Below are 17,970 nucleotides of genomic sequence, written 5' to 3'. Positions count from 1 at the left end.
CGATGTCCAGCAGCAGCACCGCCGGGATCCACGATCTCTCCTTCGCCACCACCGAGTTCGTGCTTCCGCACACGGCGCTCGCCGAGCACAACGGCACCCCCGTCGGCAAGTACCACGTGGGCATCGGCCAGCGCTCGATGAGCGTGCCGGCCGCCGACGAGGACATCGTCACCCTGGGCGCCGCGGCCGCCGCCCCGGTCGTCGCCCGGCACGGCGCGGACGGCATCCGGACCCTGGTGTTCGCCACCGAGTCCTCGATCGACCAGGCCAAGGCCGCCGGCGTGTACGTCCACTCGCTGCTCGGGCTGCCGTCGGCGACCCGGGTGGTCGAGCTGAAGCAGGCCTGCTACGGCGCCACCGCCGCCCTGCAGTTCGCCCTCGGCCTGATCCACCGCGACCCCGCGCAGAAGGTCCTGGTGGTGGCGAGCGATGTCTCCAGGTACGACCTGGACAGCCCCGGCGAGGCGACCCAGGGCGCCGCCGCGGTGGCCATGCTGGTCACCGCGGACCCGGCGCTGGTGCGGATCGAGGAGCCCTCGGGCCTGTTCACCGCCGACGTCATGGACTTCTGGCGGCCGAACTACCGGGACGCCGCGCTGGTCGACGGCCAGGAGTCGATCGGCGCCTACCTCCAGGCCGTGCAGGGGACGTGGAAGGACTACGGCGAGCAGGGCGGCCGGCCGCTGGAGGCGTTCGACGCCTTCTGCTACCACCAGCCGTTCACCAGGATGGCCTACAAGGCGCACCGCCACCTGCTGAACTCCGCCGGGTACGACACCGACGAGGCGGCGGTCCGGCGGGCGCTGGAGGCGACCACCGCGTACAACGAGGTGATCGGCAACAGCTACACCGCCTCGGTGTACCTGGGCCTGGCCGCGCTGCTCGACCGGCGGGAGGACCTCGACGGGCGGGCGGTGGGCTTCCTCAGCTACGGCTCGGGCAGCGTCGCGGAGTTCTTCGCCGGAACGGTGGTACCGGGCTACCGGGCGCACCTGCGCACGGCGGAGCACCGGGCGGCGATCGAGCGGCGCCGGCCGATCGGCTACGACCGCTACCGCGAGCTGCACCGGTGGTCGCTGCCGACGGACGGCGGCGACCACCCGGCCCCGGAGCAGACCACCGGCCCGTTCCGGCTGGCGGGGATCGGCGGGCACCGTCGCCGCTACGTGCGGCGCTGACGGCGCCCCCGGTCCCGGCCCGGAGCACCCGCGGATCCGTTGACGGGCGGTGTTGCCGCCCGCCCGGCAGCGGATCCGCGGGGTTCGTCCCGGCCTTCGGGGCCGGTGCCTTCAGGCCTGCCGGCGCAGGGCGATCGCGGCGAGTTCCTCGATGTCGAACTCCGAGCGGCCGGGCGAGCCGTAGCGGGTGATCTTCCCCCGGCTGACCCACTTGCGGATGGTCGCCTCCGAGACGCCCGCGGCGAGCGCGGCGACGTTCGTCGGCACCAGCCGGTGGCGGGGCGGGCGGCTCAGACGGCCGCCGTTCGCCGCTGGTCCATGAGATGCCGGAGCGTGAGCCATTCGGGTGTCCCCCATGAGTGTCCGGACGAGCAGCCGATGCTGCTCCGTCCCCCGGTGGTGTGCCGCGGTGCGGTGTCGATCGTCCCCGGGCAGCCCTCCACCACGCAGTCCCGCACGGGCGGCGCGGGGCGGTCGGCGGCCTCGGGGTCGATCGTGTTGAGCAGTTCGACCCGCAGGTCCTCGATCTCGTCGGCGAACTCGGCGGCCGGCGGCTGCGCGGTCAGCCAGTCCAGGTGGCGGCCGAGGAACCTCGCCAGGTGCGGCACCGAGCGGATCACCGCGGTGGTGCCGAGCCGCTCGGCGGCGAAGTGCGACCAGGACTCCAGGATCGCCAGGATGTTGTCCCGCGCGTCGATCGCCGCCAGGTTGAGCCGGTCCCGGCGGCGGGTCCCGGAGACCTTGGTGGGGTTGCGCCGCCGGGGCTCGGACTGGATGTGGTGCAGGCACTCCCGGTGCAGTTCGGGCAGCGCCCGCAGGGTGCGCTCCAGCTGTCCGATGCACGGGGCGCAGAGGACGGAACCGGCGGCGGCGGGGACCGCCCGTCCGTGGTTGCGGGGACACGGGTGGAACTCCATCGAATCTCCTCGGTGCGTACGGGCGGCACCCGGACTCCCCGGGCCGGCCGGTCAGTCGGTGGGGATCCAGTCCCGCCGGATGTGCGGGGTCCGGATGCCGAGCGACTTCATGTGCTCGATCGGGTTGGTGTACTCGCGGCTGGCGGCGATGAGGCCGTCGCGCAGGCTGAAGCCGTGGATGAAGTGGTTGCGGTAGCGGCCCTCGGGATAGCCGGGGAAGCGGATCGTCCCCTCGCCGTCGCACTCGACCATGATCAGGTCCGGGTCCTGGGTCTCGTAGAGGCGGACGTCGGACCACTGCCAGTCGGGCAGGACCTCCAGCGAGAGCTCGTTGTGCCGCTTCAGCTTCTCCCGGCCGGTGACCACGATGGGCCGGCCGATGTCGGTGTAGAAGAGCGCGGCGGTGCCGTCCTCGGTGTAGAGGGTGTACCGGCTCAGCCGGGCCTGCGGGCCGGTCTCCAGGTACCGCTCGACGGCCCGGCGGTTGCGGGCGCGCAGGTCGTGGTGGTCGGTGAAGATTTGTGGCGAGGTCATGACATCTCCTGAGGCGGGGGCGGGGATTGCGCGGCGCGGGCGCCGCGCGGGGATCAGGGCTGGAGCCGGCTGACCCCCCAGCCGTCGGCGGTGCGGTCGTAGCGCAGCCGCTCGTGCAGCCGGTCGGTGCCGTCGGCCCAGAACTCCAGGACGTCGGGCACCAGTTCGAAGGCGGTGTAGGAGGCGGGCCGGGGCAGCGGCTGCCCCGGCCGGCCCAGCTCCAGGGCCTTGGCCCGGATCTCCTCGAAGTGGTCGAGGTCCTCCACCGGCCGGCTCTGCCGGGAGACCGTGGTCATCGGGTGGGTGAACACCGCCCGGGCGGCCCACAGCTCCTCGGCCATGGCGTCCGGCAGCCGGCGCACCGGCCCTGCCAGGACGATCTGCTGGCTGGTCTCCCGCCAGTACAGGACGCCGGACGCCCAGGGGTTCTCCGCCAGCTCCCGGCCCTTCTGGCTGCCGGCGTGGGTGGCGAAGACGATGCCCCGCTCGGTGACCCGGTTGATCACCAGGATCCGGGACGAACTGCGGCCCCGGGCGTCGGCGGTGGCCAGCGCGAGCGCGCGCGGCTCGCGCACCCCGTGGCCGGCCGCGGCGGCCAGCCAGGAGTTCAGCAGGCCCATCGGCTCGGCCGGCGGGGTGCGGAACTCCGGGAAGTCGACCACGACCGTCCCGGTCAGCGACTCGGAACGCTTCGACGCGCCGGGCGTGCGGTCAGACATGCAGGACTCCTTCGATGGTGACGACACCGTGGCCCGAGACCTCGACGCTGTCGACGCGGTCGCCCTCGCCGTGCACCAGGGCGCCCATCGGCGAGGGGCGGCCGATCTCGACGCCCTGGGTGATCTCGATGCGCTGCCCGTAGGCACCGAGGCCGTGCCGGGCCAGGTGGATGGCGATCGGGCCGGCGGCGGAACCGGTCGCGGCGTCCTCCACCACCCCGTACGCGGGCGAGAACATCCGGTTGCGCCAGACGGTCCCGGAGCCGGCGATGCAGTTGGTCGCCATGTCCGGGAACCGGGCCAGCGCGCGGTGGTCCGGGTCCACCTTGGAGAGCGCCTCGACGCTCTCGAAGCCGACCAGGACGTGCCGCGGGCCGTTGCGGTAGATCTCCACCGGGAGCGTGGAGGCGCCCACCCCCAGCGCCCACAGCAGCTCCTCGGCGCGGTCGAACGGCTCCCAGACCGGCACCGGCTGGCGCATGCTGGTCGCGACGGTCCGGCCGTCCTCCCGCTCCAGCTCGAACGGGATGACGCCCATCGCGGTCTCGATCCGCAGCGTGCCCGCCTCGGTGCGCTCGCCCAGGGCGATCGCCGTGCCGAGCAACGGGTGCCCGGCGAAGGGGAGTTCGTTGACCGGGGTGAAGATCCGCACATGGTGGTCGCCGCCCTGCTCGGGGGCGAGGACGAAGGTGGTCTCCGAGAGGTTCATCTCCCGGGCGATGCGCTGCATCTGATCGGTGGACAGGTCGTCGGCCCCGAAGAAGACCGCCACCGGGTTGCCGGTGAGCGGCCGGCGCGCGAAGGCGTCGACGACGACGTACTGGTGCATGGGTTCTCCCACTCGTCGTTGGGAATTCGGGAATCGGGGATCGCGAATCGTGAATCGTGAATCGTGACTGCGGCTGCCGCCCCGCGACGGCCGGGCACGGCGCGGCGCGCGGCGGGACCCGGCAGGGCCGGGCGGGGCGGGACAGGGCGGAGCCGGGCAGGGCGGAGCCGGACCGGCGCACACGGGGGGAGGCACCGGCCCGGCGGTCCCGGAGGGGTCAGGCCGGGTCGGGGACCCGCGCCGGGCCGAGCAGTCCGGACAGGGCGGCGGCCACGATCCGCGGCCCCTCCCGGGTGAGGACGGACTCGGGGTGGAACTGGAGTGAGGCGAAGCCGGGCCCGCGCAGCGCGTGGACCTCGCCGGTGAGCGGGTCCCGGCTGACCCGGACCGGGCCGACGCCGGCCGCGGCGAACTCCTCCGCCGCGCTCACCAGCGCGAAGGTGTTGTAGAAGCCGACCCGTTCGACGCTGCCGAAGAGGTCGATCTCCTGCTGCACGCCCTGGTTGGGGACCGTACGGCGGCGGACCGGCAGGCCGAGCCGCAGCCCGAGCACCTGGTGGCTGAGGCAGACCGCGAGGAACGGCCGGCGCTCCGCCAGCAGGGTGTCGATCGCACCGCGCAGATGCCGCATCTTGGGGTGCGCGGCCTCCTGCGGGTCGCCCGGCCCCGGCCCCATCACGACCAGGTCGTGGCCCTCGAAGGCGTACTCCTCGTCGAACCGGCGGACGGTGACCCGCAGGCCCAGCGAGCGCAGCTCCTGGTCGATCATCGAGGTGAAGGTGTCCTCCGCGTCGACCACCAGGACGCTGCGCCCGGCGAGTTCGGGCCGGGCCGAGGCGCGGGCCTCGGTGTCGGCGAGCCAGAAGCCGGCGATCGAGTCGTTGCGGGACTCCAGGGCGCGGAGCACGCTCGGATGGTTGGCGAAACGTTTCTCTCCGCCCCCGTCGAGCGCGGCGACCAGCCCGGCCGCCTTGGCCCTGGTCTCCGCCGCCTCCGAGGCCGGGTCGGAGTGCCGCACGATGGTGGCGCCCACCCCGATGCCGATCCGGCCGCGCGCAGTGATGTCCGCGGTCCGGATCAGGATCGCGGAGTCCATCACCCGCTCCCCCGCCGCGTCCCGCCCGATCAGCGCCGCGACGCCGCTGTAGTAGCCGCGGCCGCCGGGCTCGTAGCGGCGGATGATCCGGCAGGCGCTCTCCACCGGGCTGCCCGTCACGGTGGGGGCGAACATGGTCTCGCGCAGCACCTCCCGCACATCGCGGTCGGTGCGGCCCTCGATCAGGTACTCGGTGTGCGCGACCCGGGCCATCTCCTTGAGGTACGGGCCGACCACCCGCCCGCCCGCCGCGCAGATCCGGGACATCATCTTGAGCTCCTCGTCGAGCACCATGTAGAGCTCGTCGGTCTCCTTGCGGTCGCTGAGGAACTCCAGCACGCCCGAGAGGGTCGGCCCGGACGGCGGGTAGCGGTAGGTCCCGCTGATCGGGTTCATCACCGCCGTGCCGCCGCGCAGGCTGACGTGCCGCTCCGGCGAGGCGCCGACCAGGGTGCGGGTGCCGGTGTGGACCAGGAAGGTCCAGTGGGCACCGGCCTCCCGCTCCAGCAGCCGGCGGAACAGCGCGGGCGCGCTGAGCGGACCGTAGTCGGTGATGTCGGCGACGAAGGTGCGCCGGATGACGAAGTTGGCGCCCTCGCCGGTGCCGATCATCTCCTCGACGATGCGGCTCACCACCTCGGCGTACGCCTCGTCGCCGACGTCGAACGCACCGCCGGCCAGCGTGGTCGGCACGTCCGGGAGGCGGACCAGCGCCTCGGCGAGCGGCAGCCGCTGCTGGCCGGTCACGGTCATCGCCACCAGCGGCGTCCCGTCGTCGGCGGCCTCGAAGCCGCGCTCGGCGAGCTGCCGGTAGGGGACCACGACCAGCACCTCGTGCCGCTCCCCGGCCCCGGGCTCCGGGGCCGGGGGCAGCCGGACGCCGGCCAGCGTGGCCGGCAGGGCGACCGTGCCGGTCAGCACCTCCACCACCGGGCCGCCGCTCCCGCCGTCGGCGGCCGCGGCCGGCCGGTGCAGCAGGGCGAAGGCCTCCGGGCGGCCCGCGAGCACCTCGTGGAGCAGGTCCGGCTCGTAGCGGTCGGCCGTCATCGGAACAGCCCCCCGACGGTGGTGACGCGGGCGCAGCGCTCGGCGGCGTAGGTGAGCGCCGAGCGGTGGTACTCCGCGGAGAAGTCGGCGGTGGCGTCGGCGACGAAGAACACCTGGATGTCGTTGGTGAAGGCCTCGACCGCGGTGGCCAGCACGCCCACGTGGGCGTAGACGCCGCAGAGCACCAGCTGGTCGCGGCCGCCGTCGCGCATCCGCTGGAGCAGGTCGGTGCGGAAGAAGGCGCTGTAGCGCCACTTGGTGAGCATCCAGTCGTGCTCGGCGGGCGCCAGGGCGTCCACCACCTGGCGGTCCTCCGGGGCGGGGCGCATGCCGGGGCCCCAGAAGTCCTTGAGGAGGCCGCGCTCCTCGTCGGTCATGCCGCCCGGCTGGGCGGTGTAGGCGACCGGGACGCCCAGCGCGGCGCAGCGCTCGCGCAGCCGGGCCGCGTTGCGCACCAGCGCGTCGCGGGTGCTGTCGGGGATGGGGTCGAGGAAGTACCGCTGCATGTCGTGGACGAGGAGGACGGCGCGGTGCGGCTCGGCGGTCCAGGACACGACGGCCGGCGGCAGGTCGCCCTCGGCCGGTAACGGGTACGACGGGATGGGGGGTATGCCGGTCATGGCTCCGGTTCTCTGCGTGATGCGAGGGTGTGAGGGGAACGCGCGGAGCGGGGCGGCGGGGCCGCCGGAGTGGGGTGGTGCGGCGGACCGGGTCAGGCGGCCCAGGAGGACACCACGGCGACGGCCTGGGCCGGGTTGAGGCGCGGGTCGCAGCCGGAGGTGTAGCGCTCGCCGACGGTGTCGAGGTCGGCCTCGGTGGACGCGCACTCGGTCACGTCGTCCGGAGTGGTCTCCAGGTGCAGCCCGCCGGCGACGCCGCCCGCGCCGCGCACCGCCTCGACGAACCGGGCGACCTCCAGGGCGACGGTCCCCACCAGGCGGGTCTTCCGGCCGCCGGGGGCGGTGAAGGTGTTGCCGTGCACCGGGTCGCTGAGCCACACCACGGGGTGGCCGGCGGCGCGGACGGCGTCGACGAGCTTCGGCAGCCGGTCCGCGACGGCCTCGGCGCCCATCCGGGCGATGAGGGTGAGGCGGCCGGGGTCGCGCCACGGGTCGAGCTTCTCGCACAGGGCGAGCAGCTCGTCGGGCTCCATGGTGGGGCCGACCTTGCAGGCCACCGGGTTGGCCACCTGGGACAGCAGGGCGACATGGGCGCCCTCGACCTGGCGGGTGCGCTCGCCGATCCACGGCCAGTGGGTGGAGCCGAGGTACAGCCGGCCCTTGTCGTCGACCCGCAGCATCGGCATCTCGTAGTCGAGCAGCAGGGCTTCGTGGCTGGTCCACACCAGGGGTTCGACCACCTCACGGCCGGCCGCGCGGTCGCGCCAGCCGAGGTGCTCGACGATGTCACCGGCCGCCATGTAGCCGGTGAGGATGCGCAGCGGGTCGGGCCGGCGGACCTCCGGGTCCGGCTCCGGGCCGTTCACCATGTGACCTCGGAAGACCGGGAGTTCGACCCCGTCGACGAGTTCGGTGGGCTTGGAGCGGGGCTTGGCGAACTGTCCCGCGATGCGGCCCGCGCGCAGGACGGGCTTACCGGTTCGCAGACCGAGCGTCCCGGCGAGCAGGTCGAGCAGCGCGGACTTTCGCGCCACGTGTTGACGTGTACATTCCTGCGGATCCTCGGCGCAGTCCCCGGACTGCAGCACCAGCGCCTCGCCGGCCGCCACTTTTCCGAGCAGGGTGCGCAAGGTGGCCAGCTCGTCCGGCTGGACCAGGGTGGGACGCGAGGCGAGTGCCTCGCCCACCCGGCTGACCTGGAGGAGGTCGCTCCATTCGGGTTGGTGCAGCGCCCCGCGGATACGAATCTCCCGTATGACGTCTTCCACGACGTACTCCGATCCGGCGGTGGATTTCTTGAGTTGTCAGGTGGGTATTCCGGTGCGCTTCACCTCGGGCACCGGAATTCCCAGGGCACGCAGCTGCTGGAAGGGGTTCATGAACTCCCGCTGCAGCTTTATCCGCCCGTTCTCCAATTCGAACGAATGGATGAAGTGGTTCTCGTAGTAACCGTCCGGGTAGTCACCGAAGAGGATCTTGCCGCGGCCGTCGCACTCGACCCAGAACCGGTTCGGGTCCTGGGTCTCGAAGATCTCGATGTTGTACCACTCCCAGTCCGGGAAGCACTTCAGCGACCAGACGGCGTGCTCGCCCAGGCGGTCCCGGCCGTGCGTGGCGACCGGGGAGCCGGTGTCGGTGGTCCACAGACCGCCGACGCCGTCCTCGGTGAAGAGCTCGTGCCGGCGCAGCCGGTCCTGGCCGAGGGTGTGCATGTACCGCTCGACGGTGGCGCGGTTCAGGCGGCGCAGCTCGGCGTCGTCGGCGAATCCCTGCGGGCTGGCGGATTCAGGCACAGTCGTATCCCCTGTTTGTTATTCGGGTGAGTGAATGAGCAAGCAAGCGATCTTGTTGAATCCTGCCTCAGAGGCAGATGATTCCGCAACAGCGACCTATGAACTAAGTGTGAAGGTTCGATCGCCGCAAGCCCCCCGCGGGCATGGCCGAAAACCGTCCGGCGATAAAAGAACGTTTGTTATCCGGCCGCACCCGTGAAAGGCGTGGGGCCGGTGTTCTCGGAATCCATTGTTCCGTTGTCCGGCGCCCGCCCCGAACCGCGGGCGGGCGCCGGAGCAGCGGGGACCGGCCCCCTGGCCGGTCAGCCCACGGGCACCGCCGGGCCGCCGCGGTGGCTCGCGAGGTGGCCGCGCAGGGTGAAGCCGGGGGCGGCGGCATCGACCGGATTCAGCACCACGCCTCGGTCAAGGAGCCGACGGGCCGCCAGGTGGTCGGTCGGCCGGTTGACCGACTCCACCGCCTGCAGCTCGCCGGCGCGGAACAGCAGCACCGAGAACGCGTCCGGGTCGTCGCCGAGCACCACCTCGGTGTCGTGCCCCTCGTCCAGGCCGGCGATCTGCACGGTGGTGGCGAACTGGTCGCTCCAGAACCACGGCAGCTCGCTGTAGCCGCGGGCCGTGCCGGTCAGCCGGGCGGCCACCGTCTCGGCGTGGCCGACGGCGTTCTGCACCGACTCCAGCCGCAGCCGGTTGCCCGAGCGCACCTGCGGGAACGCCGCGCAGTCGCCGACCGCCGAGATGTGCGGGTCGCTGGTCAGCAGGTGGGAGTCGACGGCGATGCCGCCGCTCACCCGCAGCCCGGCCGCCGCCGCCAGGCCGGTGCGCGGGACCACCCCGATCCCGGCCAGCACCAGGTCGGCCGGCAGCCGGGTGCCGTCGGCCAGCTCCACCGCCGTGACCCGGTCCCGCTCGTCGCCGTGCAGGGCCGCGACGCCCTGGCCGAACAGCAGCCGGCTGCCCTCCCGCCGGTGCAGCCGGGTGAAGTGCCCGGCGGTGCGGGCGGAGACCACCCGGGCCAGCGGGCGGTCGAGGGCCTCGACCACCGTCACCTCGCAGCCCGCCCGCCGGGCCGCGGCGGCGAACTCCAGGCCGATGAACCCGGCGCCCACCACCACCGCGTGCCGGGCCGCGCCGAGCGAGGACCGCAGGGCGGCGGCGTCCCGGGCGGTGCGCAGGGTGTGCACGCCGCGCAGGGCGGCACCCGGCACGGCGAGCGTGCGCGGGGCGGCCCCGGTGGCCAGCACCAGGTGGTCGTAGCCGAACACCGGGCCGTCGGCGAGGCGGACCGTACGGGCGGCCGGGTCGAGCGCCGTCACCGAGCCCGCGACCAGTTCGATCGACTGGCGCGCGTAGTAGCTGACCGGCCGCAGCCACAGCCGGCCCTCGTCCGTCTCCCCCCTGAGGTAGGCCTTCGACAACGGGGGTCTCTCGTAGGGAAGTCCGTCCTCGGCGTCGATGAGCACCAGCCGCCCCCGGTAGCCGTGGTCGCGCAGCGAGGCGGCCGTCTGGTAGCCCCCCTGGCCGGCCCCGATGATGACGACCGACGCGGGGTGGCCGGGCTCCGGGCGGCCCGCCGGGGCTCCGGTGGCGAAGGCCATCACTTCTGCCGCTCGGGGAGGTGCACGACCAGCCCGTCCATGGCCTCGGTCACCGTGAGCTGGCAGCTGAGCCGGCTGTTGGCCCGGCGCGGGCAGGCGGTGAAGTCCAGCATGTCGTCCTCGTCCGGCTGGATCGGCTCCGGCTTGTCGAGCGCCGACTCGTCGACGTAGACGTGGCAGGTGGCGCACTGCAGGTTGCCGCCGCACTGGGCGACGATGCCGTCGACGTCGTTGAAGACGGCGCCGCGCATCACGCTGGTGCCGACCGGGACGTCGATGGTGCGCTCCGTCGTGTCGACGGCGACGTAGGTGATCTTGGGCATGGCGGAACTCCTCGATGGCGCCCGGGCGCGCGAGGGCGCGCCGGTATCAACGGGCACCGGTCACGTGACGGAAGGGAGGCAGGACGGCGCCGCCGGTGTGGTTGGACCGAAGACCGCTGCCTCCGCCAACCCGCCGTCTCACAGCGGCCGTTCGGACACGCGACGCCCTCGGCCGGAAACACGGCAGCGCGTTCGAGCGTAGCAAAGCCCCATGGGCCACGCCAGGATCGATCACCGGGCTCCCCCGGGGCGGTCAGGTGCGCTCGCGAAGCATCCGGGGATCCGGCCGACGGTGCGTCATGAGCGGCCTGCTGATGGTGAACTCGCGGAAGCGGCGGGCCGCTTCGGAGTGGTAGGCGGCCCGGTTCCAGACCAGGGTGAGCACCCGGTAGCAGTTCGGGGCCTCCACGTGCACCCAGGCCACCGGGACGTGGGTGTCGGTGCCGGCCAGCCGGGACATCGCCGGGATCAGGCCGATGCCCAGACCGCTGCTGATCATGTCCTGGCTGGCCCCCGGCTCATCACCCTCGCAGGACAGCCGGGGGGTGAGCCCCTCGGTCGCGAACAGCCGCTCCAGCAGGGCGCGTTGCCAGTGTCCGCGGCGCGTGGTGACGAACGGTTCGTCGGCGATCTCGGCGATGGTCACGCTCTCCCGGCCGTCCAGCCAGTGCCCGCGCGGCACGGCCAGCAGCACCTCCTCGCGGAGCAGTTCGACCGTCTCCAGGTCGGGGCCGGCCAGCGGCTGCGAGGCCACGCAGAAGTCGACTTCACCGGCGCGCAGTTGGCGGTCCATCTCCTCGACGTTCGACTGGAAGAGCCGCACCTCGGCGCCCGGGAAGGCGGCCCGGAAGCCGCCCATCAGATGGGTGACGGTCAGCAGGGTCTCGGAGGCGACGCCGACCCGGCCGAGCCCGGTCTCCCGGGCCTCGCGCAGCGCCCGGCGGCCGTCGTCGAGCTCGCTCAGCGCGCGGTCGACGTGGCGCAGGAACACCGCGCCGTACTGGTTGAGCCGGATCCGCCGGCCCTGCCGGTCGAAGAGCGGGGTGCCCAGCTCGGCCTCCAGCCGGGCGATGGTGCGGCTGAGCGAGGGCTGGGCGACGTTCAGCTCCTCGGCGGCGCGGCTGATGTGCTCGAAACGGGCGACGGTCTGGAAGTGGCGCAACTGCAGCAAATCCACGGTTCACCTCGGTTGATGCCTGACGGGCTATCCGTACATAGCAAAACCGGTCTTGGAAGGCATAAGCAATCCTCGCCTAACGTCGTCGGCGGGGTTCGTCGTACAGGTGGCGGGCAGCGATGCCCGCCACCTGCACACGCGAAGCGAGGAGCCCCTCCCCCCTTCCGTCCCCTCCCCTTCCGTCCCCCTCCGCCCTCCCTCTCCCGTCCGCCGACCCGGAGGCCGACCGGCCCCCCAGGAAGGTCGCATCATGAGCGCTGCGGATCTGGCCCGACTCCAGTTCGCGGCCACCACCAGCGTGCACTGGCTCTTCGTCATCCTCACCATGGGGCTGGTCCCCATCGTGGCGTTCATGCACACCCGGGCCGCGTACACCCGGGACCCCGCCACCCGCGCGGTGCGCGAGCGCATGACCCGCTTCTGGGGCCAGCTGTACGTCATCAACTACGCGGTCGGCATCGTGACCGGCCTCGTCATGGAGTTCCAGTTCGGACTCAGCTGGAGCGGACTGAGCACGTTCGCCGGCAACGTCTTCGGTGCTCCGCTGGCCCTGGAGACCCTGATCGCCTTCTTCGCCGAGTCCACCTTCCTCGGCATGTGGATCTTCGGCTGGGGCCGGATGCGCCGCGGTGTGCACGTCGCGCTGATCTGGCTGGTCGCGCTCACCGCGTACGCCTCCGCGTTCTGGATCCTGATCGCCAACGGCTTCCTCCAGCACCCGGTGGGCTACGAGGTGCGCGACGGCGCCGCCTACCTGACCGACTTCGGCGCGCTGCTGACCAACGCCAACGCCCTGGTGGCGCTCGGCCACATCGCGCTCGCCGCGCTCACCACCGGCGGCATCTTCGTCGCCGGCATCAGCGCCTGGCACTTCGCCAGGGGCACCCGGGAGACCGCGCTGTTCCGCGGCTCGCTGCGGGTGGGCGTCTGGGTGAGCATGCTCTCCTCCTTCTTCGTCATCATCGTCGGCAATCTGCAGGTCCCGGTGATCGAGCGGACCCAGCCGATGAAGGCCGCCCTGCTCAAGGGCGGCGGCGTGGCCGAGGAGCAGGCCCGGCTGGTCGCCCAATACGGCCCCGGGGACTACGTGCCCTGGCAGGGCTGGGTGAAGAACTCGATGGACCTGATGACGATCCTCGGCAACACGGTCTCGACCATCACGTTCGTCGCCGTCTTCCTGCTGCTGAAGGACCGGCTGGTGCGCAGGCGCTGGCTCGCCTACCTGATGACCGCGATCATCCCGCTGCCCTTCATCGCCTCGGTCGGCGGCTGGGTGGTGCGCGAGATCGGCCGCCAGCCCTGGCTGGTCTACGGCGAGCTGACCGTCGACGACGCGCTGTCGAACGTCGGCCGGGGCTCCCTGATGGTGTCCTGCGCGCTGTTCATCGCCGTCTTCGTCGCCCTCGCGGCGGTCAACTGGACGCTGATCACCCGCTTCGCCCGGCGCGGCCCGGACGGCGCCCAGCTCGGCGCGGGCGATCCGCTCGCCGACGACCTGCCCGATCCGGGCGGCGCCGACGAGAAGCAGCCGGTCCCGGTCTTCTGAGCCACCCGACGGATCCCGCACCGCGATGAACTCCCCTGATGTGACGGAAGGTTGGGCTACATGAGCCTGGAGACCCTCTGGCTGGCCCTCCTCGGCCTGCTGCTCGCCGGCTACTTCGTGCTCGGCGGCTACGACTACGGCGCGCAGATGCTGTCCCCGTTCCTCGGCGGTCCGGGCGCCGGGGAACGGGATCCCTCCGAACGGGACCCCGTCGGACGGAACGCCGCGCTGGACGCGATCGCCCCGTTCTTCCTCGGCAACGAGGTGTGGCTGGTCGCCTTCGCCGGCGTGATGTTCGGCGCCTTCCCGCACCTGGAGGGCAGGCTGCTGTCCGGCCTGTACCCGCTGATCGTGGCGATCCTGCTCGGCCTGGTGCTCGGCAACGCCGCCGTCCAGCTGCGCGGCCGCTCCCGCGACCCGCGGGCGCTGCGGCTCTGGAACGCCCTGGTGGTGTTCGGCGGCGCGCTGCCCGCCGTGTGCTGGGGCATCGTGGTCGGCCTGCTGCTGCACGGCGTGCCCCGCCGGGCTGACGGCTCCTTCCACCTCGGCCTCGGCGATGTCTTCGGGCCGTTCGCGCTGACCTGCGGGGTGGCCACCGCGCTGCTCTTCGCCGGGCACGGCGCGGCCTTCGTCGCGCTCCGCTCCGAGCCCGAACTCGCCGCCACCGCACGGCGGGTGGGAGCCACCCTGGTCGCCGGTGCGGGCGCCGCGAGCGCCCTCGGGCTGGTGCTCTCGCTGTTCGGCGTGGGGGCCTCGATGACCAGGACGGCCACCTCGGTGGTGCTGTTCGCGCTGATCGCCGCCGCCGTCGCGGCCGGCTGGTGGTTCCTCAGCCGCGGCCGCGCCGGGCTGGCCTTCACCGCCACCTGCGCCGCGACCGCGCTGCCGGTGGCGCTGATCGGGGCCGGCCAGTACCCGTACCTGCTGACCGCCGCCTCCGGCGCGGGGATCACCGTCGGCGACGCCGTCGCCGACGAGGCCACGCTGAAACTGCTGATCGGGTTCGGAGTGGTGGTCGTCCCGCTGATCCTGGCGTACCAGGCCTGGAGCTGGTGGGCGTTCCGCGGCCGGACCGGCCTGCGCCACCCCAGCTACTTCTGACCGCCCGCCGGCGGCCGGCGGCCCTGTCGCCGCCGGCCGCCGGGCCGTGGACGCCGACCGCACCGCACGCCGGGCACGCCCCGGGAGGGAGCAACGGGATGAAGCCGGCCGAACGCCGCCTGCGGCGCGAACTCCCGGTGGTGCGACGCCACCTGGCCACCTCGACCGGACTGGCCCTGCTGGGCGCCGGCCTCGTCGTCGGCCAGGCCGCCCTGCTGGCCGGCCTGCTCGCGGACGGCTTCGCCGGACACGGCCCGCACCCCACCGCGCTCGCCGCCCTGGCCGCCGTCCTCACCCTTCGCGCCCTGCTCACCTGGGCCCGCGGCACCCTGGCCCAGCGCGCCGCCGCCGAGGCCAAGCGCGCCCTGCGCGAGCGCCTCGCCGCCCGCCTCCGGCGGACCGGCCCGCGCCGGCTGGCCGCCCAGCGGCACGGCGGGACGGCCACCCTGCTCACCCGCGGCCTGGACGCCCTCGACCCCTACCTCACCGGCTACCTGCCCACCATGGCCGCGACCGCCGTCGTCCCGCCCGTGGTCGTCGGATGGCTCTTCGGGACCGACTGGACCTCGGCGCTGATCATCGTGATCACCCTCCCGCTGATCCCGGTGTTCGGCGCGCTCGTCGGGATGCACACCGCCCGCCGCACCGCCCGGCAGTGGCGGCTGCTCGCCCGGCTCGGCGGCCACTTCCTCGACGTCGTCGCCGGACTGCCGACGCTGCGCGCCTTCGGCCGGGAGCACCACCAGAGCGGCGTGGTCCGGGAGATGGCCGACGCCCACCGGCGGGCCACCATGCGGACCCTGCGGGTGGCGTTCCTCTCCTCACTCGTCCTGGAGACCGTCGCCACCCTGTCGGTGGCGCTGGTCGCCGTCCCGGTCGGCCTGCGGCTGCTGGCCGGCGAACTGGACCTGCGCACCGCCCTGGTGGTCCTCTTCCTCGCCCCCGAGGCCTACCTGCCGCTGCGCGCGGCGGGCGCGGCGTTCCACGACAGCGCCGAGGGCGTCGCGGTGGCCGAGCGGGTCTTCGCCGTCCTCGACGAGGAGGAGCCCGCGCCGACGCGCGCCGGCGGCGCGCCCGTCCCCGACGGCACGCCCGTCCCCGACGGCCGGACGGCGCCGCTGCGCCTCGACGGGGTCACCGTCCACCACCCCGACCGCGCCGCGCCCGCGCTCGACGCCGTCTCGCTCACCGTCCACCCCGGCGAGCACCTCGCCCTGGTGGGCCCGAGCGGCGCCGGCAAGTCCACCCTGCTCGCGCTCCTCCTCGGCTTCACCACCCCCGACGCCGGCCGGGTCCTGGTCGGCGGCACCGACCTCGCCGCACTCGACCCCGACGCCTGGCTCACCCAGGTCGCCTGGGTGCCGCAGCGCCCGCACCTCTTCGCCGCGAGCGTCGCCGACAACATCCGCCTCGGCCGCCCCGACGCGAGCGACGCCGAGGTCCGCGCGGCCGCCCGGGCCGCCTGCGCCGACGGCTTCACCGAGGCGCTGCCGCAGGGCTACCGCACCGTGCTCGGCGAGCACGGCGCCGGGCTCTCCGCCGGACAGCGCCAACGCATCGCCCTCGCCCGGGCGTTCCTCAAGGACGCGCCGATCCTGCTGCTGGACGAACCCACCGCCCATCTCGACCCGGAGAGCGAGGCCGCCGTGACCCGGGCCACCGCCGACCTGATGCGCGGGCGCACCGCGATCGTGGTCGCCCACCGCCGGAGCCTGCTGCCGCACGCCGACCGGATCGTCACCGTCCGGGCGGGCGTCCTCGACCCGCTGGTGCTCTCATGACCGCCCCCGCCGCCCGGCCCGTCCCCCGGCCCACCGTCCGGCTGCTGCGGTACCTGCTGCCGCACTGGCGCCGGCTGCTGCCCGCCGTGCTCGCCGCCGCCGGCAGCGAGCTCAGCGGCGCCGCCCTGATGGCCACCGCCGCCTGGCTGATCACCCGCGCCGCCGAGCAGCCGCCGATCTCCGCCGTCGCCGTCGCCGTCGTCGCCGTCCGCGCCCTCGCCCTCGGCCGCGGCACCCTGCGCTACGCCGACCGCCTGCTCGGCCACGACGGCGTGCTGCGCGCCGTCGCCGGCTTCCGCGCCCGGGTGTACGAGGCGCTGGTGCCGCTCGCCCCGGCCGGCACCCCGGCGTTCCGCGGCGGCGACCTGCTGACCCGCCTGGTGGACGATGTCGACGCCGCCCAGGACCTGCTGCTGCGCGTGGTCGTCCCGGTCACCGCGGCCGCCCTGGTCGCGGCGGCCGCCACCGGCACCGCCCTGGCGCTGCTGCCCGCCGCCGGGCTGCTGCTCGGGGCGCTGCTCGCCGTCGCGGGCCTGCTGGTGCCCGCCCTGGTGCTCGCGCTGTCCCGCCGGACCGGGCGGGCGGAGAAGGCCGCCCGCGCCGAACTCGCCGCGCTCACCGTCGACCTGACCGCGGGCGCGGCCGACCTCGCCGCGTACGGCGCCCGCGACCGCGCCCAGCAGCGGACCCGGGCGGCCGCCGCCCGGATCGCCGCCCTGGAGCGCCGCGCGGCGCTGACCACCTCGCTCGCCTCCGCCGCCGTCCTGCTGTTCCAGGCGGCGGCCACCGTCGGCGCCACCTGGCTCGGCCTGCGCGCCCACGCCGACGGCCGGCTGCCCGCCGCCGGGCTCACCGTCCTCGCGGTGCTCGCCCTGGTCTCCTTCGACGCCCTGGCCGCGCTGCCCGCCGCCGCCGGCCGGCTCACCGGCGTCTGGGCCTCCGCCCGCCGGCTCGCCGACCTCATGGACACCCCGCCCCCGGTCACCGACCCGGCCGACCCGCTCCCGCTCCCGCCCGCCGCCGACGGGCCGCTCGGCGTCGAGATCACCGGCCTGCGGGTCCGCCACCGCCCCGACGGACCGGCCGCGCTCGACGGCGTCAGCCTGCGTCTGCCGCCCGGCCGCCGGGTCGCCCTGGTGGGCGCCAGCGGCTCCGGGAAGTCCACGCTGATCGCGGCGCTGATGCGGTTCGTCCCCTACGAGAGCGGCAGCATCCGGGTCGGCGGCCGCGAGCTGCGCGACTGCGCGGGCGCCGACGTCCGCCGGGTGATCACCGGCATGACCCAGGACGCCCATGTCTTCCACACCACGATCCGCGCCAACCTGCGGCTGGCCCGCCCCGACGCCACCGACGGGGAGCTGCGCGAGGCCGCCCGCCGGGCCCGGCTGCTGGACTGGATCGAGTCCCTCCCCGGCGGCTGGGAGACCATGCTCGGCGGCGACGGCGCCACCGTCTCCGGCGGCCAGCGCCAACGCCTGCTGCTGGCCCGCGCCCTGCTCGCCGACCCGCCCGTCCTCGTCCTCGACGAGCCCACCGAGGGCCTCGACCCGGACACCGCCGCCGCCGTGCTGGCCGACATCCTCGACGCCACCCGCGGCCGCACCACCCTCCTGGTCACCCACGACCACACCGCCCTCACCGCCGCCGACGCCGTCCTCACCCTCACCGCCGGCCGCCTCGCGCCCGCCCGCTGACCACCCCGCCCGCCCGG

General features: G+C 74.1%; 17 protein-coding genes. 5 read left to right on the top strand and 12 right to left on the bottom strand.

The features are described 5' to 3' along the window. Positions 1-2: 2 nt before the first annotated feature. The gene (locus ABTX81_RS20670; RefSeq protein ID WP_350547741.1) at positions 3-1,178 is read left to right on the top strand and encodes a hydroxymethylglutaryl-CoA synthase; all 1,176 of its coding nucleotides are present in this window, start codon (positions 3-5) and stop codon (positions 1,176-1,178) included. 111 nt (positions 1,179-1,289) lie between these two features. Here the strand turns inward: ABTX81_RS20670 and ABTX81_RS20665 are convergent, their stop codons facing one another. The 12 genes from ABTX81_RS20665 to ABTX81_RS20610 all read right to left on the bottom strand — a co-directional run bounded on the left by ABTX81_RS20665 (position 1,290) and on the right by ABTX81_RS20610 (position 11,831). Next, complete coding sequence (locus ABTX81_RS20665; protein WP_350547739.1) at positions 1,290-1,445, bottom strand: MerR family transcriptional regulator; 156 nt, start codon at positions 1,443-1,445, stop codon at positions 1,290-1,292. A 23-nt stretch (positions 1,446-1,468) separates the two neighbouring features. Then, positions 1,469-2,095 carry a hypothetical protein gene (locus ABTX81_RS20660; RefSeq protein ID WP_350547737.1) on the bottom strand — a complete coding sequence of 209 codons (627 nt, stop codon included), beginning with the start codon at positions 2,093-2,095 and terminating at the stop codon, positions 1,469-1,471. A gap of 51 nt (positions 2,096-2,146) precedes the next feature. Continuing rightward, positions 2,147-2,629 carry a PhzA/PhzB family protein gene (locus ABTX81_RS20655; RefSeq protein WP_350547735.1) on the bottom strand — a complete coding sequence of 161 codons (483 nt, stop codon included), beginning with the start codon at positions 2,627-2,629 and terminating at the stop codon, positions 2,147-2,149. 53 nt (positions 2,630-2,682) lie between these two features. Next, positions 2,683-3,348, bottom strand: a complete 666-nt coding sequence (gene phzG, locus ABTX81_RS20650) for a phenazine biosynthesis FMN-dependent oxidase PhzG (protein WP_350547733.1) — start codon at positions 3,346-3,348, stop codon at positions 2,683-2,685. Then, positions 3,341-4,177, bottom strand: a complete 837-nt coding sequence (locus ABTX81_RS20645) for a PhzF family phenazine biosynthesis protein (RefSeq protein ID WP_350547731.1) — start codon at positions 4,175-4,177, stop codon at positions 3,341-3,343. Before ABTX81_RS20645 ends, phzG begins: the two co-directional genes overlap by 8 nt. A gap of 217 nt (positions 4,178-4,394) precedes the next feature. After that, complete coding sequence (locus ABTX81_RS20640) at positions 4,395-6,320, bottom strand: anthranilate synthase family protein (RefSeq protein WP_350547729.1); 1,926 nt, start codon at positions 6,318-6,320, stop codon at positions 4,395-4,397. Beyond that, the gene (locus ABTX81_RS20635; RefSeq protein ID WP_350547727.1) at positions 6,317-6,940 is read right to left on the bottom strand and encodes an isochorismatase family protein; all 624 of its coding nucleotides are present in this window, start codon (positions 6,938-6,940) and stop codon (positions 6,317-6,319) included. The genes ABTX81_RS20640 and ABTX81_RS20635 overlap by 4 nt, the downstream gene beginning before the upstream one ends. Positions 6,941-7,032: 92 nt before the next feature. Then, positions 7,033-8,208, bottom strand: a complete 1,176-nt coding sequence (locus tag ABTX81_RS20630) for a 3-deoxy-7-phosphoheptulonate synthase (protein WP_350547726.1) — start codon at positions 8,206-8,208, stop codon at positions 7,033-7,035. Positions 8,209-8,244: 36 nt separating this feature from the next. Further along, positions 8,245-8,733 (bottom strand): PhzA/PhzB family protein, encoded by a 489-nt coding sequence (locus ABTX81_RS20625; RefSeq protein ID WP_350547724.1) that lies wholly within the window; start codon positions 8,731-8,733, stop codon positions 8,245-8,247. A 302-nt stretch (positions 8,734-9,035) separates the two neighbouring features. Continuing rightward, positions 9,036-10,331 carry an NAD(P)/FAD-dependent oxidoreductase gene (locus ABTX81_RS20620; protein WP_350547722.1) on the bottom strand — a complete coding sequence of 432 codons (1,296 nt, stop codon included), beginning with the start codon at positions 10,329-10,331 and terminating at the stop codon, positions 9,036-9,038. Further along, the gene (locus tag ABTX81_RS20615) at positions 10,331-10,654 is read right to left on the bottom strand and encodes a 2Fe-2S iron-sulfur cluster-binding protein (protein WP_350547720.1); all 324 of its coding nucleotides are present in this window, start codon (positions 10,652-10,654) and stop codon (positions 10,331-10,333) included. Before ABTX81_RS20615 ends, ABTX81_RS20620 begins: the two co-directional genes overlap by 1 nt. 253 nt (positions 10,655-10,907) lie before the next feature. Next, entirely contained in the window at positions 10,908-11,831 is a 924-nt protein-coding gene (locus ABTX81_RS20610; protein ID WP_350547719.1) for a LysR family transcriptional regulator, read from the bottom strand. Between the two features lie 250 nt (positions 11,832-12,081). On the opposite strand from ABTX81_RS20610, the gene ABTX81_RS20605 reads away from it, so the two are divergent. From ABTX81_RS20605 to cydC, 4 genes are all read left to right on the top strand, one after another. Continuing rightward, positions 12,082-13,377 (top strand): cytochrome ubiquinol oxidase subunit I, encoded by a 1,296-nt coding sequence (locus ABTX81_RS20605; protein ID WP_350547717.1) that lies wholly within the window; start codon positions 12,082-12,084, stop codon positions 13,375-13,377. A gap of 60 nt (positions 13,378-13,437) precedes the next feature. Beyond that, entirely contained in the window at positions 13,438-14,478 is a 1,041-nt protein-coding gene (locus ABTX81_RS20600; protein WP_350547715.1) for a cytochrome d ubiquinol oxidase subunit II, read from the top strand. A 98-nt stretch (positions 14,479-14,576) separates the two neighbouring features. Continuing rightward, the gene (gene cydD / locus ABTX81_RS20595) at positions 14,577-16,259 is read left to right on the top strand and encodes a thiol reductant ABC exporter subunit CydD (RefSeq protein ID WP_350547714.1); all 1,683 of its coding nucleotides are present in this window, start codon (positions 14,577-14,579) and stop codon (positions 16,257-16,259) included. Then, positions 16,256-17,953 (top strand): thiol reductant ABC exporter subunit CydC, encoded by a 1,698-nt coding sequence (cydC, locus tag ABTX81_RS20590; protein WP_350547712.1) that lies wholly within the window; start codon positions 16,256-16,258, stop codon positions 17,951-17,953. The genes cydD and cydC overlap by 4 nt, the downstream gene beginning before the upstream one ends. Positions 17,954-17,970: the final 17 nt, after the last annotated feature.

This window comes from Kitasatospora sp. NPDC097605, from assembly GCF_040302725.1.
Lineage (GTDB): Bacteria > Actinomycetota > Actinomycetes > Streptomycetales > Streptomycetaceae > Kitasatospora.
This window is presented reverse-complemented; position numbering and strand designations above follow the sequence as displayed.

What these genes read in the sequence shown, in the direction of transcription:
- ABTX81_RS20670 (WP_350547741.1), top strand. Translation starts at nt 3, where the DNA reads ATGTCCAGCAGCAGCACCGCCGGGATCCACGATCTCTCCTTCGCCACC.
- ABTX81_RS20660 (WP_350547737.1), bottom strand. Translation starts at nt 2,095, where the DNA reads ATGGAGTTCCACCCGTGTCCCCGCAACCACGGACGGGCGGTCCCCGCC.
- ABTX81_RS20655 (WP_350547735.1), bottom strand. Translation starts at nt 2,629, where the DNA reads ATGACCTCGCCACAAATCTTCACCGACCACCACGACCTGCGCGCCCGC.
- phzG (WP_350547733.1), bottom strand. Translation starts at nt 3,348, where the DNA reads ATGTCTGACCGCACGCCCGGCGCGTCGAAGCGTTCCGAGTCGCTGACC.
- ABTX81_RS20645 (WP_350547731.1), bottom strand. Translation starts at nt 4,177, where the DNA reads ATGCACCAGTACGTCGTCGTCGACGCCTTCGCGCGCCGGCCGCTCACC.
- ABTX81_RS20640 (WP_350547729.1), bottom strand. Translation starts at nt 6,320, where the DNA reads ATGACGGCCGACCGCTACGAGCCGGACCTGCTCCACGAGGTGCTCGCG.
- ABTX81_RS20635 (WP_350547727.1), bottom strand. Translation starts at nt 6,940, where the DNA reads ATGACCGGCATACCCCCCATCCCGTCGTACCCGTTACCGGCCGAGGGC.
- ABTX81_RS20620 (WP_350547722.1), bottom strand. Translation starts at nt 10,331, where the DNA reads ATGGCCTTCGCCACCGGAGCCCCGGCGGGCCGCCCGGAGCCCGGCCAC.
- ABTX81_RS20615 (WP_350547720.1), bottom strand. Translation starts at nt 10,654, where the DNA reads ATGCCCAAGATCACCTACGTCGCCGTCGACACGACGGAGCGCACCATC.
- ABTX81_RS20605 (WP_350547717.1), top strand. Translation starts at nt 12,082, where the DNA reads ATGAGCGCTGCGGATCTGGCCCGACTCCAGTTCGCGGCCACCACCAGC.
- ABTX81_RS20600 (WP_350547715.1), top strand. Translation starts at nt 13,438, where the DNA reads ATGAGCCTGGAGACCCTCTGGCTGGCCCTCCTCGGCCTGCTGCTCGCC.
- cydD (WP_350547714.1), top strand. Translation starts at nt 14,577, where the DNA reads ATGAAGCCGGCCGAACGCCGCCTGCGGCGCGAACTCCCGGTGGTGCGA.
- cydC (WP_350547712.1), top strand. Translation starts at nt 16,256, where the DNA reads ATGACCGCCCCCGCCGCCCGGCCCGTCCCCCGGCCCACCGTCCGGCTG.